The 17,930-nt window shown below is 76.2% G+C and carries 12 protein-coding genes; 6 read left to right on the plus strand and 6 right to left on the minus strand.

The features are described from left to right. Positions 1-194 precede the first annotated feature (194 nt). The 3 genes from ACIOHG_RS25830 to ACIOHG_RS25840 form a co-directional block, all read right to left on the minus strand. On the minus strand, positions 195-965 hold the full coding sequence (locus ACIOHG_RS25830) for an NPP1 family protein (RefSeq protein WP_400953988.1): 771 nt from the start codon (positions 963-965) through the stop codon (positions 195-197). 85 nt (positions 966-1,050) lie between these two features. Next, positions 1,051-2,019, minus strand: coding sequence for an SMI1/KNR4 family protein (locus tag ACIOHG_RS25835; RefSeq protein ID WP_400953989.1), 969 nt, complete (start codon positions 2,017-2,019; stop codon positions 1,051-1,053). Between the two features lie 71 nt (positions 2,020-2,090). Beyond that, positions 2,091-3,389: a YncE family protein gene (locus tag ACIOHG_RS25840; RefSeq protein WP_400953990.1), complete on the minus strand. Its 1,299-nt coding sequence runs from the start codon at positions 3,387-3,389 to the stop codon at positions 2,091-2,093. Between the two features lie 196 nt (positions 3,390-3,585). Here ACIOHG_RS25840 and ACIOHG_RS25845 point away from each other — a divergent pair, with 196 nt between their 5' ends. From ACIOHG_RS25845 to ACIOHG_RS25855, 3 genes are all read left to right on the plus strand, one after another. Next, positions 3,586-4,287: a TetR/AcrR family transcriptional regulator gene (locus ACIOHG_RS25845; RefSeq protein WP_400953991.1), complete on the plus strand. Its 702-nt coding sequence runs from the start codon at positions 3,586-3,588 to the stop codon at positions 4,285-4,287. Between the two features lie 93 nt (positions 4,288-4,380). Then, the gene (locus ACIOHG_RS25850) at positions 4,381-5,013 is read left to right on the plus strand and encodes a hypothetical protein (protein WP_400953992.1); all 633 of its coding nucleotides are present in this window, start codon (positions 4,381-4,383) and stop codon (positions 5,011-5,013) included. 177 nt (positions 5,014-5,190) lie between these two features. Continuing rightward, the gene (locus ACIOHG_RS25855) at positions 5,191-8,118 is read left to right on the plus strand and encodes a hypothetical protein (RefSeq protein ID WP_400953993.1); all 2,928 of its coding nucleotides are present in this window, start codon (positions 5,191-5,193) and stop codon (positions 8,116-8,118) included. A 7-nt stretch (positions 8,119-8,125) separates the two neighbouring features. Here the strand turns inward: ACIOHG_RS25855 and ACIOHG_RS25860 are convergent, their stop codons facing one another. Continuing rightward, positions 8,126-8,581, minus strand: coding sequence for an SSI family serine proteinase inhibitor (locus ACIOHG_RS25860; RefSeq protein WP_400953994.1), 456 nt, complete (start codon positions 8,579-8,581; stop codon positions 8,126-8,128). A 180-nt stretch (positions 8,582-8,761) separates the two neighbouring features. Here ACIOHG_RS25860 and ACIOHG_RS25865 point away from each other — a divergent pair, with 180 nt between their 5' ends. After that, positions 8,762-9,457 carry a 2-phosphosulfolactate phosphatase gene (locus ACIOHG_RS25865; RefSeq protein ID WP_400953995.1) on the plus strand — a complete coding sequence of 232 codons (696 nt, stop codon included), beginning with the start codon at positions 8,762-8,764 and terminating at the stop codon, positions 9,455-9,457. 40 nt (positions 9,458-9,497) lie between these two features. Here the strand turns inward: ACIOHG_RS25865 and ACIOHG_RS25870 are convergent, their stop codons facing one another. Both ACIOHG_RS25870 and ACIOHG_RS25875 read right to left on the minus strand, forming a co-directional pair. Then, a complete protein-coding gene (locus tag ACIOHG_RS25870) occupies positions 9,498-10,817 on the minus strand; it encodes an MFS transporter (protein WP_400953996.1) in 1,320 nt (439 codons plus the stop codon). Between the two features lie 113 nt (positions 10,818-10,930). Next, complete coding sequence (locus tag ACIOHG_RS25875) at positions 10,931-11,605, minus strand: peptidylprolyl isomerase (RefSeq protein ID WP_400953997.1); 675 nt, start codon at positions 11,603-11,605, stop codon at positions 10,931-10,933. Between the two features lie 255 nt (positions 11,606-11,860). Here ACIOHG_RS25875 and ACIOHG_RS25880 point away from each other — a divergent pair, with 255 nt between their 5' ends. Both ACIOHG_RS25880 and ACIOHG_RS25885 read left to right on the plus strand, forming a co-directional pair. Then, positions 11,861-15,127: an FtsX-like permease family protein gene (locus ACIOHG_RS25880; RefSeq protein ID WP_400953998.1), complete on the plus strand. Its 3,267-nt coding sequence runs from the start codon at positions 11,861-11,863 to the stop codon at positions 15,125-15,127. Continuing rightward, positions 15,124-17,841 (plus strand): hypothetical protein, encoded by a 2,718-nt coding sequence (locus ACIOHG_RS25885; protein WP_400953999.1) that lies wholly within the window; start codon positions 15,124-15,126, stop codon positions 17,839-17,841. Before ACIOHG_RS25880 ends, ACIOHG_RS25885 begins: the two co-directional genes overlap by 4 nt. Positions 17,842-17,930 lie beyond the last annotated feature (89 nt).

Genomic DNA, 17,930 nt, shown 5'->3' on the forward strand with positions numbered 1-17,930 from the left:
GCCGGCCCTGTTCGGCGGTTCCGCCCGGCCGGTGGCGCCGCCCGGCCGGTGGCGCCGCCCGGCCGGTGGCGCCGCCCAGCCGGTGGCGCCTTCGACTGCCGGGGCTCCGCCCGGCACCGCCCGCCTCGACGACAACGGCTACTACGCCCGCGGCCTGCGCAGCGCCAAGCGGATCTGACGGCCCGTCAGGTCCCTCAGCCGTTGGGGTCGAAGGGGAGGCCCGCGGGCATCGAGTGGGCCAGCGCGTACTGGAACGGGCCGTCGCCGATCTTGATGGTGGCGGCCCCGAAGTCGGCCTGGAGCAGCTTGTCGCGGTAGCCGGCGGGGTAGCCGTCCCAGCCGACCAGGCGGGGGTAGAACCAGGCGCCGGTGGCGTTCTCCGGCGGTTCGTCGTTGCCGTTGGCGAACCGGAAGTCGTGGGTGGAGATGCCGTCCTTGTGGTAGACGATCTTCGGGTGGGTGCCGTCGAAGCGGATCGCCGAGCGGGCGGCCACCTGGTAGCCGCTGTGCTGGGAGACCGAGACGTACTGGACGGCGTCGTCCTTGATCCAGACCACCACGTGCTCCCAGTCGTGGCGGTGCCCGATCGCGGCGGGGCCCAGGGTGGCCTGGTCCTTCTCGAAGTAGCTGGCGTACACGACGGCGCACCAGCCGTTGTTGCACTTGGCGCGCGAGTAGGTGTTGGAGTCGGCGAGCTGGGCGTAGTCGTGGCAGTGGCCGTTGACGTCGCCGCCGAGCTTCAGCCCCGGGTTGATCGTGCCGTCGAGGCCGATCGCGGCGGTGGCGTAGCAGCCGTCCTTGTCGTAGTCGTAGGCGGGCGAGAAGGTCTGGTCGAGGCCCGGGGCGTTCTGCGGCAGCCGGGTCAGCACGGCGGCGTCGGCGCCGGCCGGGACGGCGACGACGAGGGCCAGGGCCCCGGCCAGGGCGAGCAGGGTCCCGACGGGGGCGCTCGGTGTGCGTTTCATGGTTCCTCGCTCGGTCCGGGTGGGGCGGGGAGGGTGGCGCGGGCCCGACGGCCCGGGCGCAATCTAGAAGCGCCGCATGTCCGCGTCAAGCCTTGAAGAAAGCCCCGGAGCCGTCGGAGCCTCCGGAGTCCTCGAAGCCCTCGAAGGTCTCGAAGAAGTGGTGGTCCACCAGGTGGCTGGGCTCGAAGCCGAGTCCGACCTCGGTGAGCATCCGGGCGAGGAACTCGGCCAGCCCGCAGTCGAACCGCCGCCATGCGCCGGCGTGGTCCTCGCGGACCAGCACGGGCCAGTCGGCCGGGTCGGCCGCGCCGGTCCGCCAGGTGAAGTCGGTCTCCTGCTCGGAACCGCCCCAGCGGAGCAGTCCGCCCGGCGCCGGGAAGGCCGGGTGCGGGGCGAACAGGTCGGCGGGCACCTCGGCGGCCCAGCGCCGGAGGTCAAGGCTGCCGCCGCCCGGGGTGAGCAGGTCGACGTAACCGTCGAAGCTGCCGGGACCGAAGGTCTCGACGAGTTCCCGGTAGTCCGGCGGCAGGGCGGTGCCCAGCGCGGCCTCCACCGCCGGCCAGTCGACGGCGGGGCGCGGCTGCGGCGTCCACCCCGTCAGCGCGGCCAGGCACTCGACCCAGCTGCTGGTCGCGGGGAGCCCGGCCCGGGCGGGGTCGGGGCGGTCCGCGACGACCAGCACCGGCCCGCTGCCGGTGGCGGTGGCGGTGGCGGTGGCGGTGGCGGTGGCGATCCGACCCAGGCCGATCCAGTGCGCCCGGTGCCCCCAGGCGGACAGTTCGAGCAGTTCCCCGCCGAACGGTTCCAGCAGCGCGCCGCCCCGTTCCCGGGTGGCGTCCGGGGCGACGGCGCCGTCCCGGGCCAGGCTCCGGGGCCGACCGGCCCGCTCCCCCAGCGCGTCCCGGAGGGCGGCCAGTTCGGCCGGGTCGGTGTCCACGGGGAGCGGGTGGGCGACGGGGTGCTCCCGGTGCCCGGTGCGGTGGCCGCCCGTCAGCTCCTCCAGGAGCGCGAGGAGGTCGACGGGCGGCCCGGCGGGGTGCGGCGTGGTCGGCATCGGGCCAGTCAACCGGGTCTCGCACCGCCGTGGCCAGTGCGGGGTCGGGGCGGCGACCGGGTGACGGGGCGTCAGCCCGTCTGCGGGCCGGTCCAGTCGGCGGGGACGTGGCCGAGGCGGACCCGCTGGGGGTGGTCGCCGACCGGGACGGAGGAGGTGACCCGGCCGGTGGCGAAGTCGATGGCGGTGACCCGGTCGGCGCCGCTCTCCGAGATGATGCAGGAGGCGCCGTCGCCGCTGACCGTCGCCCAGTAGGGCTTGACGGCGGGCACCAGCGGGCCTTCCTGGAGGGTGGCGCGGTCGACCACGGTGGCGTAGTCGTCCATCGTCCCGGCCACGCAGAGCCGGTCGCCGGCGGGGCTGATCGCCAGGCCGTGGTGGCGGGAGTCGTTGACCCAGGTGGTGCGGTCCTCGCTGGTGGCGGGGTTCTTCGGGAGGGTCTTGACCCGGGTGACCCGGTCGCCGGCGACGTCGTACTCGATGAAGCCGTTGAAGAACGAGACCTGGAAGTACAGCGCGGAGCCGTCGGGGCTGAACGCGGCCGGGCGCACCGCGTTGGACAGGTCGGCGCGGCCGAAGGCGTCCAGCCGTTGGCGCATGTCGATGGTGCGCACCGTCCGGAAGGTGGCGGCGTCGACGACGGTGATGTGCCGGTCGCCCTTGGTCCAGTCGAGCCAGGGGGCGTCGAGGGCGGTGGTGACGTCGCCGATCGACATGTTCCAGATCTGTTTGCCGCCGTCGGTGAACAGGTTCTCGTGCGGCTTGTCGCCGGTGGCGAACGAGCCGAGCTGGCGGCCGGTGGCGACGTCCAGCACGTGCACGGTGTTGGCGGTGGAGGCGGAGACCGCGACCCGGGTGCCGTCGGGCGACAGGGCCATGTGGTCGGAGCGGTAACCGGCCACCGGGAAGCGCCAGTTGATCCGGCCGGTGGCGAGGTCGAGGGAGACCACGTCGGCGAAGCTGGGCCGGGAGACCACCACGGCGGTGCCGTCGGGGGTGGCGTACATGTCGTCGACGAACTGGTCGTGGCCCTCGCCGGGGCCGAGCCGGACGCCGAGGAAGTAGCCGAGCTTGACGGGGTTCAGGTAGATCTCGGCGAGCCGCTGGTCCTTGTCGGGGATGACGTTGATCCGGCCGATCCGGGAGAGTTCGCCGCGCGAGGTGATCACGTCGGCGGTGCCGTCCCAGTTGTTGCCGACGAACATCACCTCCCGCAGCGGAGCGGCAGAGGCTGTGGAGGCAGCGGACGCGGCCGGTGCGGCCCCGGCGTGGGCCGTACCGGCCGTGCCGGGCAGGGCGAGGGTCAACACGGCTGCGGTCGCGGCGAGTTGCCACAGTCGGCGGGGGCGACCGGCGGGGGTTCCGGGCATCGGGACTCCTTCCCGCGTGCGCGGCGCGGCGCGCCACGGCGCCGGGGCGCACGCAGTCTGAAACGACGGATAGTCAGATCGTTGCTACTCGACGGTAGGGAGGCTCCGGGGGCCTGACAAGACGTCGGTGGGCGACGATCGGCGACAATCGGGGCGCGGACGGCACGCGCCGTACCGGGTGGGGCGAGGGGGACGGATGGGGCGGACGGGAACGGCGGACGGCGGCACGGACAGCGGCGCGGAGAACGGCGCGGGCGGGACGTACGGCGGCGGGACGTACGGCGGGCGCTCGGCACGGGAGCGGCGGGAGGAGCGGCGCGAGCGCTTCCTCGCGGCGGGGCTGGCCCAGTTCGGCGACCGTCCGGGCTACCGGCGCGCCTCGGTGGCGGGGCTGTGCGAGGCGGCGGGGCTGTCGACCCGGCAGTTCTACGAGGAGTTCCGCAACCTGGAGGAGGTGCTGGCCCGGCTGCACCTGGCGGTGAACGACCAGCAGGAGCGGGCGGTGCTGCGCGCCCTGGCGGGGGCGGCGGGGCTGCCCTTCGAGCAGCGGATCGCGGCCGTGCTGCGCGGCTACGTCACGGCCGTCGTCGAGGACCCGCGCCGACTGCGGATCACCTTCGTCGAGATCGTCGGCGTCAGCGAGGAGTTGGAGCGGCAGCGGCTGGTCCGCCGGGCCCGCTGGGTGGACCTGCTGCTGGCCGAGGCGGCGGCCGCCGCCGAGCGGGGCGAGCTCGCCGCCCGGGACTTCCGGATCGCCGCGACCGCCTTCATCGGCGCCGTCAACGGCCTGCTGCACGACTGGATCGCCGGCCAGTTCGAGGCCACCTCGGAGCAGATCGTCGCCGAGCTCACCTCCCTGCTGCTCGGCACCGTCCGTACCCCGGGCCCGCATTCCTGACGCTACGTCAATTCACTTTCTCCGCTGCCAGGTTGATCAAGTCGTCGGATGGACATGCATCACGGTGGGGGCGCAGCGAGGGGGTGGCGGGCCGTGGAGTTCGGGCAGGTCGTCGGCCAGGCGGCGATCGCGCTGCTGGCGGGGTCGTCGGTGGTGCGGGTGTGGGTCCGGGAGGGGCCCCGGGTGGGGGACGTGCTCTCGGCGTTCCTGTGGTCGGCCGCGGCGGTGGTGCTGGGGTGGGGCGACGGGCCGCGCTGGCTGCTGGTGACGGGGTGGGCGGTGGCGGGGCTGACCGTGCTGGCGCTGTTGGTGCCGCTGATCGGGGCCGCGCTGAGCCGGCCGCTGGTCGTGGTGGACCCGGCGGAGTTCCGGGCCCGGCTGCTGGCGCTCGGGGACGGGGCGGGGCCGCCGGACACCGTGCTGCTGGGGGTCGGGCCGGACGGCACCGTCACGGTGTGGGGGCTGGAGGCGCAGGGGGTGCCGCGGCACCGGTACCGGCCGGGGCCCGGGTGCGCGACCTGCTTCCTGGAGGGCGTGGTGGCCGAACTCGCGGACAACGGGCCGGAGGTGGTCGAGGAGTACCGGGTCCTGCTGCGGCACCGCGCCAACCAGCTGTTCCTGCTGGAGCGCGGCGTCATCTCGGGCCGGTGGACGGCGGGGCTGCGCCCGGTGCGCGGGCTCAAGGCCCCGTTCGAGCACTCCCCCTGCCCGGTGCACCGGCTCTGACACCGGCCGGCCCGCCGGGCGCGCCCGCCCGCCTGCCCACCTGCCCGGAACCCCCAACGGCCCTTCCGCGTCCCTGTGTTCGGTGTCGGAGCGTGGGTCTACACTCGCGGTCTGACGTCGGATCGGGCCCGGCGCGGCGCCTGCCGCGGGGGCGGCGGCGACTGCGGGGGGTGGCTGATGACTTCGGGCTCGGTGCGGGGCGGCGCGGGGATCGGCGGGGTGCGGACCACCGCCAAGTACGAGGTGGACGCGCTGGTGCAGGACCTGGTGGCGCAGTTCAGCCGCGCCCGGCTGCCGATGCCGGTGGTGGTGCTGTACGCGGAGGACGACGATCCGGTGCTGGACGCCGAGGTCCGGGCGGTGGTCCGGGCGGTCCAGGAGGCGCAGGAGGGCGGCGACCTGCCGCACCGGACGGTGCCGCACACCGCGGGCGGCGATCCGCACGAGAACGCGATCGGCATCCTGGACGGGCTGGCGAAGGGGCCGTGGGCGCGGCGCGGGCCGTCCTGGTACCGGGAGTACCCGGCGCCGCGGTCGCGGCTGGTGGCGGCGATCGAGGCGGCGGTCCGGCACGTGCTGGACGATCCGGCGACCGGGCCGGTGGCGGGGCGCTCGCCGGAGGACCTGGTGGAGCCGGTGCTGGCCCGGCTGCGCGACCTGCACTGGCGGCCGGAGCCGCGGGGGGCGGGCGGCGAGCTGCAGCGGCTGCTGTCGCCGGTGCTGAACTCGACCACGCTGATCGGGGCGTTCGTGCTGGCGGCGCTCACCAGCCTGCTGACGCAGGCGACCTGGCAGTTCGTCACGGCGGTGCTGCTGGGTTCGCTGGCGGTGCTGGGCGCCAGCGGCTGGGTGCGGCGCAACACGGCGCCGCTGTCCTGGCTGGGGTCGGCCAGCCGCTGGTTCGCCACCACGACCTTCCTGGCGGCCTCGGGGCGGCAGGCCGCGGCCTGGTCGCTGTGGCGGCCCCGGATGTCCTGGGACGTCACGCAGGCCCGGGCCCGCGAGGTGGCCGGGGAGATCCTGAAGGCCCGGCTGCCGGACACCGCGCCGGCGGACCGGGACCGGGCGCAGCAGTTCCACCTGCAGCTGCGCACGCTGGCGCTGCTGGAGGACCTGCGCCGGGCGCACCGCTCCTGGGCGCCGGACGCGCGGGGCCGCAAGCGGCGGGTGCCGCCGGTGGTGTTCGTGCCGCGGGCGGACGCGGACGGCGGGGCGCTGCGGGTGCTGGGCGCGATCTCGGACGTCCGCAGCCGGCGCAGCGAGCAGGACCCGCTGCTGGTGCTGGCGGCGGTGGCGCACGCGGACGTGGCGGCCTGGCTGCTGGACGACCGGACGGCGCCGGTGAACGTGCACGCGGTGGGGGCGCGGCGCGGCCCGTACGAGGACTGGGTGAGCGATCTGCGGATCCGTCAGGCGCCGAGCCGGGGGCGGGCGTTGGCGTGGACGCTGCCGGTGCGGCTGACCGGGATGCAGTTGCAGGCGGGCGAGACGACCCGGCTGGCGCCGGTGCCGGTGCGCGGGTCGGGGTGGTTCCTGTGGTCGCGCTGGACGCTGCTGCTGGTGATGGTGCTGCTGGCGGGGGCGGCGGGGCTGCGGGTGCAGCAGCTGGGCGGGCAGTACTGCGAGGCCCGGCTGGTCGGTTCGAACCCGGACGCGGTGTGGCGGACCGACCCGGGCGGCACCCGGGAGTGCGTGGGCGTGGCGACCGGGTCGGTGGGGTTCGGCACGGACGGCGGCGTCCGGTTGAACGGGGCGCTGCCGGACGCGGCGCCCGACCGGACGGGGGCCGGGGTCGGGGTGGGGTCGCTGGAGGAGGCGATCCGGCGGGAGAACGACCGGGTGGCGGCGCTGCCGGACGTCCGCTTCGTGACGGTGGTGTACGCGGGTTCGCTGACCACGGCGGCGGGGCAGCAGGGGCGGGCGCTGAACAGCCTGAAGGAGCTGGCGGGGGTGTACCTGGCGCAGATGCGCAACAATGCCGGCGACCCGTTGAAGATCAAGGTGCTGGTGGCCAACGGCGGCCAGGACATGTACTTCCAGGCCGACATGGTGCGGCGGATCGTCGACCTGGCGGGGCGGGACCGCTCGATCGCCGGGGTGGTGGGCCTGGGCCGGGACACGGCGGACAGCGGCAGCACCCTGACGCTGCTGCAGCAGGCGGGCCTGGCGGTGGTCAGCACCACCAACTCGGCGAGCTACCTGGCCCGCGACCACGTCAACTACTTCGGCCTGGCCGCCACCGACCAGGAGGAGGCGGATGCGCTGCGGCAGATCGTGGACGGGCTGGCGACGCCGCCGGACGACCGCTGGGCGGCGGTGCTGACCCGGGTGCCCACGCCGGACGACCGGTACAGCGCGGAGCAGGCCCGGTACGGTTCGGCGATGCTGACGGGCGCGGGCTACCGGCTGATCACCGGCGGCCCGATCGAGTACGGCCTGACCAGCAACGGCGATCCGGACTACGAGAGCGCGCTGGCCGCGACCTGCCACGGCGGGCACCCGCCGACGGTGCTGTACCTGGCGGGCCGGGCCGACGACGTGAACCAGCTGATGCGGCGGCTGTCCGACGACAAGGGCTGCGCGGGGAGGCTGGCGGTGCTGACCGGCGACGACCTGACGAAGGCCCAGTTCCGCACCGGCGGCACGGGGATCGCCCCGCAGGCGACGCTGTACTACACGGCGCTCGCCGATCCGGCGACCACGGCCCGCGGCTCGGACCTGGCGGACACCGCGGCGAGCGTGCTGGGCCTGGTCCCGCACGGCGCGGGCGGCAACCCGTACGAGGACGACGTCTTCTCGGACGGTTCGCTGGCGCTGGCCTACGACGCGACGGCGGCGCTGCAGGCGGGCGCGGCGAAGGCGGGGGCGTCGCAGCTGAACGGCACCGGGTCGGTGATGGCGGCGCTGCGGGCCGTGCAGTTGAACAACCGGGCCACGGGGACGGTCGACCTGCGCGAGGCCGCCCCGCTGGTCACCGAGACGCAGCCGGGGCACGGCATCCACATCATCCGGGTCCGCCGCGACCCGCAGGGCGCCCCGGTCACCGAGCACCTGTGCGGGCGTCCGGCGGGCGAGACGGCCCCGCTGGGCGGCTGCGCGCCCTGACGGTCCGTCAGGGCGCGCCGGGGGCCGTCACGGGGGCCGTCAGGGGCGTCCCGGGGCGCTGGTCGGGCAGGACGGGGACCAGGCGGTCCCAGCGGGCGCTCTGGCAGCCGTCGGCCCGGCCGTAGGCGGCGTCGACGGGGCGGCCCCGCCAGCGGCCGGTGACGTGCGCCCGGGCGGGGCCGCCGTAGCGCATCGAGCAGAGCTCGCCCGCCGGGGGCGGCGCGAACGGGTCGCCGCCCGGCCGGGTGAGCGCGTCCAGCCGCTCGCAGGCCGCCCGCGCCTCGGGGTGGCTGCCCCCGGCGGGGTGGCACTGCAGGACGAACGCGCCGTCCCCGTCCCGGCCGTCGGTGACCGTGACGGTGAGCCGGTCCCCCGCCCTCCCGGCGGCGGCCGCGGGCAGCACGGACTGGCAGAGCGCGACGGCGGCGAGCGCCAGGACGACGGCGGGGCGGCGGAACGCCATGGGGGGCACCTCTCGGGCGGACGGGCGGACGGGCGGACGGGCGGACGGGCGGACGGGCGGACGCGGACCGTACGCCCAACGCGCCGCAGACGGGCCGGTTACGCGCGGCAGGGCCGTTCGGGGCACGGAGCGGCGGAAAACGGGGTGCGCCGGGGACGGGTCGTGTCCGACCATGCACGGATGGATGCGCGTTTCCTCGGGATACCCGGGCTGGTCGGAGTGCCGCCGGTGGCGGTGGTGGTGGACGTCATGCGGGCCTACACGGTGGCGGCGTGGGCCTTCGCGCGGGGCGCCGAACGGATCGTGCTGGCCGCGTCGCCGGAGGAGGCCCTGGAGCTGAAGCGGCGTCACCCCGGCTGGGTCGCGGTGAAGGACGGCGCGCCCGCGCCGGGGTTCGACGCGGTCAACTCCCCGGCCCTGCTCCGGGATTCGGACCTCACCGGGCGGACGGTGGTGCAGAAGACCACGGCCGGGACGGTCGGGGCGCTCGCCGTCCGGGACGCCCCGCTGGTGCTGTGCGCCTCGTTCGTGGTCGCGGGCGCCACCGCCGCGGTGCTGCGCGAACGCGGCTGCGACAGCGTCACGTTCGTGGTGACGGGCGAGGACGGCCGGGCCGAGGAGGACCTGGCCTGTGCCGAGTACGTCGCGCTGCGGGCCGCCGGTGCCGAGCCGGACCCGGCGGGTTTCCTCCGCCGGGGCGCGGAGTCCCGGGCCGCCGCCGAGCTGGCGGCGGGTGTCCGGGCGGGGTCGCACCCGGAGGACGTGGCGCTCTGTCTGGAGCTCGACCGCTTCCCCTTTGCGATGGCCGCGACCCGGGAGCGCGGCCCGGACGGCTCCCCGCTCATGGTCCTGCGCCCGTACCGGCCGTCGGCCTGACCGGCCGTCGGCCCGCGGCGGCCCGGACTCCGGCGCCCCGTCAGCCCGGTTGTGCCGGTGCGGTGTCCTGCGGGGGCGTCCGGGTCGCCGGGAGCTCCGCCCGCTCCCCCGGTGCGGCTTCGCCGCGCCGGAGTTGGGGCGTGCTCGCGGCCACGGCGGCGACCGCGGCGAGGCAGAGCAGGCCGCCGGTGACCAGGGCGGTGGTGCCGGAGGTCCAGCCGGCGACCAGGCCGGCCCGGAGGTTGCCGAGCTGCGGGCCGGCCTGGCCGACGACGGTCTCGGCGGCGGTGACCCGGCCGAGCAGGGCGTCGGGGGTGCGGGTCTGCACGATGGTGGTGCGGCAGAGCACGGCGATCGAGTCCGCGGCGCCGGCCACGGCGAGCAGGGCGAGTCCGGTCCAGGCGGAGCGGGTGAGGCCGAAGGCGGCGAGCGCGGCGCCCCAGAGCGCGGCGGAGCCGAGCATCACGGGGCCGGGCCGGCCGAGCCGGGTGACGGGGCCGGAGAAGGCGGTGGCGAGGACGCCGCCGACGGCGAGCGCGGACAGGAACAGGCCGAGGGTGCGCGGATCGCCGTCGAAGCGTTCGCCGTTGACCAGCGGGAACAGGCCGGCGGGCATCGAGAGCAGGGTGGCGGCGAGGTCGGTGAGCAGCGCGCCGCGCACCACCCGGTGGCCGGTGAGGAAGCGCAGCCCGTCGAGGACGCCGTCCAGGCCGGGCCGGGCCCGGCCGCCCTCGGGGGGCAGCGCGGGGAGGGCGAAGGCGGCGGCGAAGGAGACGCCGAAGCTGAGCGCGTCCAGCAGGTAGCAGGTGCCGATGCCCCAGCGGCCGAGGACGAGTCCGGCGGCGGCGGGGCCGAGCAGCATCATGGCCTGGCCGGTGGCCTGCTGGAGGGCGAGCGCGGCGGCGACCTGCTCCTTGGGGACCAGGCGGGGGACGAAGACGCCGGCGGCGGGGGCGCCGAGCGCGCCGAAGCCGGACTGGGCGGCGACCAGGGCGAGCACGGCGGCGACCGGGACGTGGCCGGTGAAGCCCTGGACGGCGAGCAGCGCGGAGCAGGACGCCTGGCCGGCGTTGGCGAGCAGGTAGGTGCGGCGGCGGTCGGTGCGGTCGGCCCAGGAGCCGGCGAACAGGCCGACGCCGATCATCGGCAGGGCCTGGGCGAGGCCGACGGCGCCGCTCCAGGCCGGGCTGCGGGTGCTCTCCCAGACCTGGTACATGACGGTGACCATGGTCATGAAGGAGCCGAGGGTGGAGACCGTCCGGCCGATCAGCAGGCGGCGGAACGGTGGGGAGCTCCGCAGCGGCCGTACGTCGATCAGGGAACCGGTCAGGGTGTCGGCCAGGGACCGGGCGGGCTTCACGAGCGGGTGCGGGAGGCGGGCATCCGCAGACCCTAGCGCACCGGGGGCCGGGCCCGGGCACCGTTTTTCGGCACCCGGGCCCGACGGGGGTCAGTGCTCGGACGGACGGGGGGTCAGTGCTTGGACAGGCTGACGTTGCGGATGTTCACGGGCAGCGTCGGGTAGCCGTCGCCGGGGCCGTTCTGGTCGTCCTCGCCGCCGGCGGCGATCTTCTGCAGGACGTCGAGTCCGGCGGTGATCCGGCCGAAGGGGGTGTAGTTCGGGGAGAGCTTGGTGTCCTTCCAGACGACGAAGAACTGGCTGCCGTTGGTGTTCGGGCCGGCGTTGGCCATGGCGACGGTGCCGGCGGGGTAGGTGGCGCCGGTCAGGTTCTCGTCGGGGAAGGAGTAGCCGGGGCCGCCGCTGCCGGTGCCGGTGGGGTCGCCGCACTGCAGGACGTAGAGCCGCTGGGTGGTGAGGCGGTGGCAGTGGGTGCGGTCGTAGTAGTCGTGCTCGGCGAGGAAGCGGAACGAGAAGGTGGTGCAGGGGGCCTGCTCGGTGAGGGCCTGGAAGGTGATGTTGCCCTGGCTGGTGTGCAGGGTGGCGCTGTACGGCTTGGCGGCCTTCTTGGCGTCGAACACCGGGATGCCCTTGAAGTTGTCGGCGGGCACGGCCGGGGTGTAGGTGCAGTTCACCGCGGGGGCCGCCGGGGCCGCGGCGGTTTCGGCCGCGGCGGTGCCGGTGGTGGCGAGGGCGAGCGGCAGGGCGCAGGCGGCGGCGGTGAGCAGGGCCCAGGTCTTTCGGTGCATTCGACGGCTCCCGGAATTCGGTCCGAATTGGCAAGGACCTGCCATGCATGCCCGCCGGAACGCTTTCCACACCCGGCCCGCCCCTCGTCCTCCCCTTGTTCCGGCCCGAAGCACTCTGCGCGGAAGTGCGCGATTTACCGCTTTCGAAACATCCTTCGCGCAAGACCCTTTCGGTAAACCCGTTCGATCTGACAACATCATCCGCTATCCGGTGATCAACGGGGCCGGGCAACAGAACAACGGGGGAAGGTACCGATGATCGGCTTCGTCGTGCGCCGACTGCGCGGGCGACTGCCGCTGGCAACCGCTGCCCTGCTCACGGTGTTGATCACCACCTCGGTGCTGACCGCGCTGGTGGCGTTCGACCGGGGGGCGGAGGAGGCGGGCCTGCGGCGCGCACTGCAAGGGGCGGGGTTGTCCCGGACCACCGCGCTGGTGACCGGGGACCGGGCGCTGGACGACCGGGCCAAGGACGACGCTGCGGTCGCGGACTTCGCCCGCGAGCTGTACGGCGGCCTGCCGACGGCGGTGTCGAGCGTCGCCCGCAGCCGCTCCTACGGCCTGCCGCAGGCCGCGGGGCAGACCCAGCCGGACCTGACGGTGCTGGCCGCGGTGGACCGGGAGCACACCTCGCTGCTGTCCGGCGCCTGGCCGAAGGCGCCGTCCGGCCCGGGCGGCGACGCGGGCGGCCCGGTGGAGGCCGCGGTGCCGCAGAACGCGCTGCCCGGCCTGCACCTGGAGGCGGGCGCGCTGCCCGCGCAGCTGAAGCTGACGGACCGTTTCACCGGCAAGCCGCTGACCGTGACGGTCACCGGCGTCTACCGGGTGAACGACCAGTCCGACCCGTACTGGCGCACCGACCCGTCGGCGGGCCGCGGCGTGCAGGTGCTGGCGTACACCACCTACGGCCCGCTGCTGGTCGACGACGCCGTCTTCACCTCGGGCGCGGTGGCGCAGGGCGCCCGCAGTTGGCTGGTGCGGCCCGACCTGTCGGCGGTGACGCCGGAGCGCGCCGCCGAGCTGCGCGACGGGGCGGCCGGCGCGGTCGACGCCCTGCAGCGGCGGACCTCGGTGCTGGCGACCACGGACCTGCCGGCCCTGCTGGGCGAACTCGTCTCCAACGCCCGGGTGGCCCGCTCGACCCTGCTGGTGGGCGCGCTGCAACTGGTGGTGCTGGCCGGCGCCGCGATGCTGCTGGTGGTGCACCTGCTGGCGGACCGCCAGGCGGCCGAGAACCAGCTGCTGGCGGCGCGCGGCGCCTCCCGGCGGCGGGTGGGCGGTTTCGCGGCGGCCGAGGCGGTGCTGCTGGCGCTGCCCGCGGCGGTGCTGGCGCCGCTGCTGACCCCGCTGCTGCTGCGGCTGCTGGCGGGCGACGGCCCGCTGGCCGACGCGGACCTGGCGACGGGCTGGGTGGTCTGGCCGGTGGCGGCGCTCTGCGCGGCGGCCTGCGTGCTGCTGACCTCGCTGCCCGCGCTGCTGCGCTCGGCGGGTGCGGCGGTGCTGCGCCGGGCCGGGCGCCGGCAGGCGGCGGTCTCCTCGGTGGTGCGCTCGGGCGCCGACGTGGCGCTGCTGGTGCTGGCGGCGGTCGCCTACCGGCAGATGACGACGTACTCGGGCGCGGGCGCCACCGACGGGATCGACCCGATCCTGGTGGCCGCGCCGACGCTGGCGCTGTGCGCGGGCACCGTGCTGGTGCTGCGGCTGCTGCCGTTCGCGGCGAAGCTGGGCGAGCGGCTGGCCCACCGGGTGACGGGCCTGGGCCCGGCGCTGGCGGGCTGGCAGTTCTCGCGCCGGCCGGGCCGGGCGGCGGGGCCGGTGCTGCTGCTGGTGCTGGCGGTGTCGATCGGCATGCTGGCGATCGGCCAGCGCGCCTCCTGGACGGCCTCGCAGCAGGACCAGGCGTCCTTCAACACGGCGGGCGGCCTGCGGATCTCGGCCTCCTCGCTGCCCTCGGCGGGCCAGGGCGGCACGTACGCGGCGCTGCCGGGCGGCGACCGGCTGGTGCCGGTGGCGCGCCGGGACGTCCCGCTGCCGCACGGCGCGGCGGGGACGGTGCTGGCGCTGGACGCCAAGGGCGCGGCGGAGCGGGTGACGGTCCGCCCCGACCTGCTGGGCGGCCGAACGGCGCGCGAGGTGTTCGGTCCGCTGGCCTGGACGCCGGGCGGCGGCCTGCCGCTGCCGGGCACGCCCCAGCGCCTGGAGCTGGACGTGCGCAGCACGCTGACCTCCGTGGAGTACTATCCGGACGCCTTCGACAAGGGCCCGTCGCGGGTGCCGCTGGCGATGTCGCTGCTGCTGCGGGACGGGTTCGGCGTGACCTACCGGGTGGTGGTGCCGGAGATCGCGGCGAGCGCGGAGCAGCACGTGTCGGTGGACCTGACGACCCTGTCGGGCGCGCCGGCCGGCCGGCTGTCCGGCCCGCTGGCCCTGGTCGGGGTGATGCTGGACGCCTCGTGGGGCTCCGTGCACGAGCTGAGCGGTGAGTTCGTGCTCGACCGGGTCGCGGCCGCCGATTCGGCGGGCGCACCGGCCGTGCCGGTGCCGGCCCCGGCGGGTCTGGACTGGTCGGTGGCGCTGAAGGACAGCCGGGGGAAGGTCGCTCAGGCGAAGACCGGCACGGCCGAAGCGTCCGCGGGCGACGGGCACCTGTTGAAGCTGGCATACCGGACCGCTTCGCCGGGGGATCCCTCCTGGCGGTTCACCCTGGTGCCGACCGGCGGCGCGGGGCTCGGCGCCGCGCCGGCGCTGACGGCGGTGGCCACCACCTCCTACCTGGAGGCGGTGGGCGCCTCGGTCGGGCAGAGCGTGCCGGTGCAGTTCGGGACGGCGAAGCTGGACGTCCGGGTGACGGCCGCGGTGACGGCGCTGCCGACGGTGAGCGGCCCGGCGGTGGCGCTGGACTTGGCGTCGGTGGACCGCCTGATGGAGGCGCAGGGCGAGCCGGCCCTGACCGCGTCCGAGTGGTGGCTGCCGGCCTCCGGCCCGGGCGACGACACGCCGGCCCGGGCGGCGGCGGCGCTGAAGGGCGTGCCGTACGCGCAGCAGTTGCTGGAGCGGGACGCGCTGGCGGACACGCTGCGCAGCGACCCGCTGGGTTCGGCCCCGCAGTCGGCGCTGGCGGCGCTGGCGGTAGCGGCGGCGCTGCTGGCCGCGATCGGTTTCGCGGCGTCGGCGGTCGGCGCGGCCGCCGAGCGGGCCGGTGAGTTCGCGGTGCTGATGGCGCTGGGTTCGCCGCGCCGGGTGCTGCTGCGGACGGTGGCCGCGGAGCAGGGGGTGCTGGCCCTGCTGGGGCTGGGCACCGGCCTGCTGCTCGGAACGCTGCTGGTGCACCTGGTGGTGCCGCTGGTGGTGCTGACCCCGGCGGCGGCGCGTCCGCTGCCGGAGGTGCTGGTGCGGCTGCCGCTGGGCCAGGTGTCCCTGTTGGCGGTGGTGGTGGGGTTGGCGCTGGTGGTGCCGACGCTGCTGGCCGGCCGCCGCAACCGTGATCTGACGGCCCGTCTGCGGCACGTGGAGGAGATGTGAGTACCCCGCGCACGGTCGCGCCCTGGGTTTCGACCCGGTTGCGGGCGACCCCGGCGGCGGCCTGGCTGGCGGCCGCGCTGGTCCTGGTGTCGGTGTTCCTGGCGGCGGCCCTGCCGCGCGCCCTGGACCGCAGTGCGGACGGCGCGCTGCGGGCCCACCTGCGGTCCGGCGACAGGGACGGCTCGGTGGTGTCCGCGGTCTCGATGCGGCTGGCCATGGACCCGAAGAGCGACTTCGCCGAGCGGCTGGACGTGTTCGCCCGGAGCATGGGCGACGCGGTGCGGGCTCCGCTGGTGCAGGAGCCGGGCGGGGTGGTCTACGGGACGAACACCGTGGACGGCCGGGACCTGGACAACCCGGAGCTGCCGCGTCCGATGAGCAAGCCCCCGGTGCTCGGCCTGAGCTACCTGCACGCGGTGGACGGGCAGGCCGCCCTGGCGGCGGGCCGCTGGCCGGAGAAGGTCTCCACCGGTCCGGTGACGGACTTCGAGGTGGCGCTCTCGGAGCAGGTGGCGGCGAAGCTGGGCGTGTCGGTGGGCACGGTGCTGGACGCGGGCGGGACGTCGTTCACCCGGTTCCGGGCCACCGTGGTCGGCCTGTTCCGGCCCACCGCGGCGGCCTCGTCGTTCTGGTCGGGCACCGACTGCCTGCTGTCGGCCTGCCTGGCCACCTCGGGGGTCGGCGGCGACAGCGTGGACTACTGGAAGGCTTCGGCGCTGGTCGGCCCGAAGGAGATCGGGAACGTCATGGGCATCTGGTCGTCCCGTGAGCCGCAGGACTTCGTCCGGGTGCCGATCGACGTGTCGAAGGCGCGGGCGGACCAGGTGCCGCAGCTGCGGAAGGCGCTGGGCACGCTGACCGGCGGCCCGAAGCTGACGGACCTGCAGAACGCCACCGGCCGGCGGGACCTGGTGATGCGTTCGGGGCTGCCGAGGCTGCTGGACGAGGCCCAGCAGCGGCAGGAGGCGGTGACGCCGCTGACGGTGCTGGGCCCGGCGGGCGCGGCCGGGGTGGCGCTGACGGTGCTGCTGCTGGCGGCGGCGCTGACGGATGAGCGGCGGGTCGGCGAGCTGCGGCTGCTGCGGGCCCGCGGCGCCTCCCGGCCGGGGGTGCTGCGGCGGCTGCTGGGCGAGAGCGCGGTGACGGCGCTGCCGGCGGCGCTGGTGGCGACGGTGCTGGCGCTGGTGCTGCTGCCGACGCCGCGCTGGGGCGGGGCGCTGGTGTGCGCGGCGACGACGACGCTGGTGGCGCTGCTGGTGTTCCCGCTGCGGGCGGCGCTGTTCCCGGACGCCGGGCGGGCGGGCGGCCGCCGCCGGGTGGTGGCGGAGCTGCTGGTGCTGCTGCTGGCGGCGGCCGCGGCGGTGGCGGTGCGCCGGCGCGGGGTGGCGCCGGCCGGTGCGGGCGTGGACCTGCTGCTGGTGTCGGCCCCGCTGCTGATCGCGCTGGCGGGTGCGCTGCTGCTGGCCCGGGTGCTGCCGGCGCTGGTGCGGCTGGCGGCCCGGGTGGTGGCGGCCCGGTCGGGCGCGGTGGGTTTCCTGGCGCTGACCCGGGCGGCGGGCCGCGGGGAGCGGCGGCCGACGCTGCTGCCGCTGCTGGCGCTGATGCTGGCGGTGACGACGGCGGGCTTCGGCGGGACGCTGCTGGACTCGGTGGACCAGGGCCGGCTGCGGGCGGTGCGGGCGGACGCGGGCGCGGACGCCCGGGTGCTGGCGGACACGCCGCTGCCGTCCGGGTTCGCGGCGGCGGCGGAGCAGTTGCCGGGTGTGCGCGGCGGGCTGTCGGCGTGGACGGACCGGGAGGCCTCGGTCGGGACGGCGGACTCGGGCCTGATGTCGAACGTGACGGTGGTGGTGGTCGATCCGGTGAAGTACGCGGAGCTGGCCGACCGCAACGGCCGCGGCGGGTTCGACCCGGCGCTGCTGGCGGGCGGCGGCCCGGACTGGGTGCCGGCGCTGGTGACGCCCGCGCTGGCCTCCCGGCTGGACGACGCGTCCCGGTCGCTGCACACCAATCCGTGGTCGCTGACGTTCCGCAAGGTCGGGACGATCACCGGGGGCCCGGCGCTGACCCAGGGCGAGGCGGTCGTGGTGCCGGCCCGGCAGAGCATCGCGCTGGTGCCGCAGTTCGCGGCGGCGAACCTGTGGCTGGGCACCGGTTCGGTGCACGCGGACGAGCTGCGGGCGCTGCTGCAGCGCCTGGACCCGCGCGCGGCGGAGAAGGGCGCGCACTACGGCGTCCGGTCCGCGGCGGACGAGGCGGCGGCGCTGGCGGACGACCCGATGCAGCACGCGGCGGCGAAGGTGTTCCTGTCGTCGGTGGCGGCGGCGGGCGGTTTCGCGGTGCTGGCGGTGCTGCTGACGCTGGTGCGCTCCGGCCCGGAGCGGGCGGCGCTGCTGGCCCGGCTGCGGACGATGGGCCTGCGGCCCCGGCAGGGGCTGGCGGTGATCCTGGTGGAGGCGCTGCCGACGGCGCTGGGCGCGGCGGTGGCGGGTGCGCTGCTGGCGCTGGGCGCGGTGCTGCTGCTGGGCCCGGCGGTGGACCTGTCGGCGCTGGTGGGCGTGGTGACCGCGGACCGGATGGCGCCCTCGGTGCCGACGCTGCTGGGGCAGGCGCTGGTGCTGCTGGCGCTGTTCTCGGTCACCGTGCTGGCGGAGGCGCTGGTGTCGGGCCGCCGCCAGATCGCCGCCGAGCTGCGTGCGGGGGACGAGCGGTGAGCGCCCGGTTCCCCGCGCACGGACGTGCCACCGGCTGCCCGTCGGGCAGCGGGTGGGTCGAGTGCGGACGTGTCCCCGACTGCCCGTCG

Source organism: Kitasatospora sp. NPDC088134 (genome assembly GCF_044741705.1).
GTDB lineage: Bacteria > Actinomycetota > Actinomycetes > Streptomycetales > Streptomycetaceae > Kitasatospora.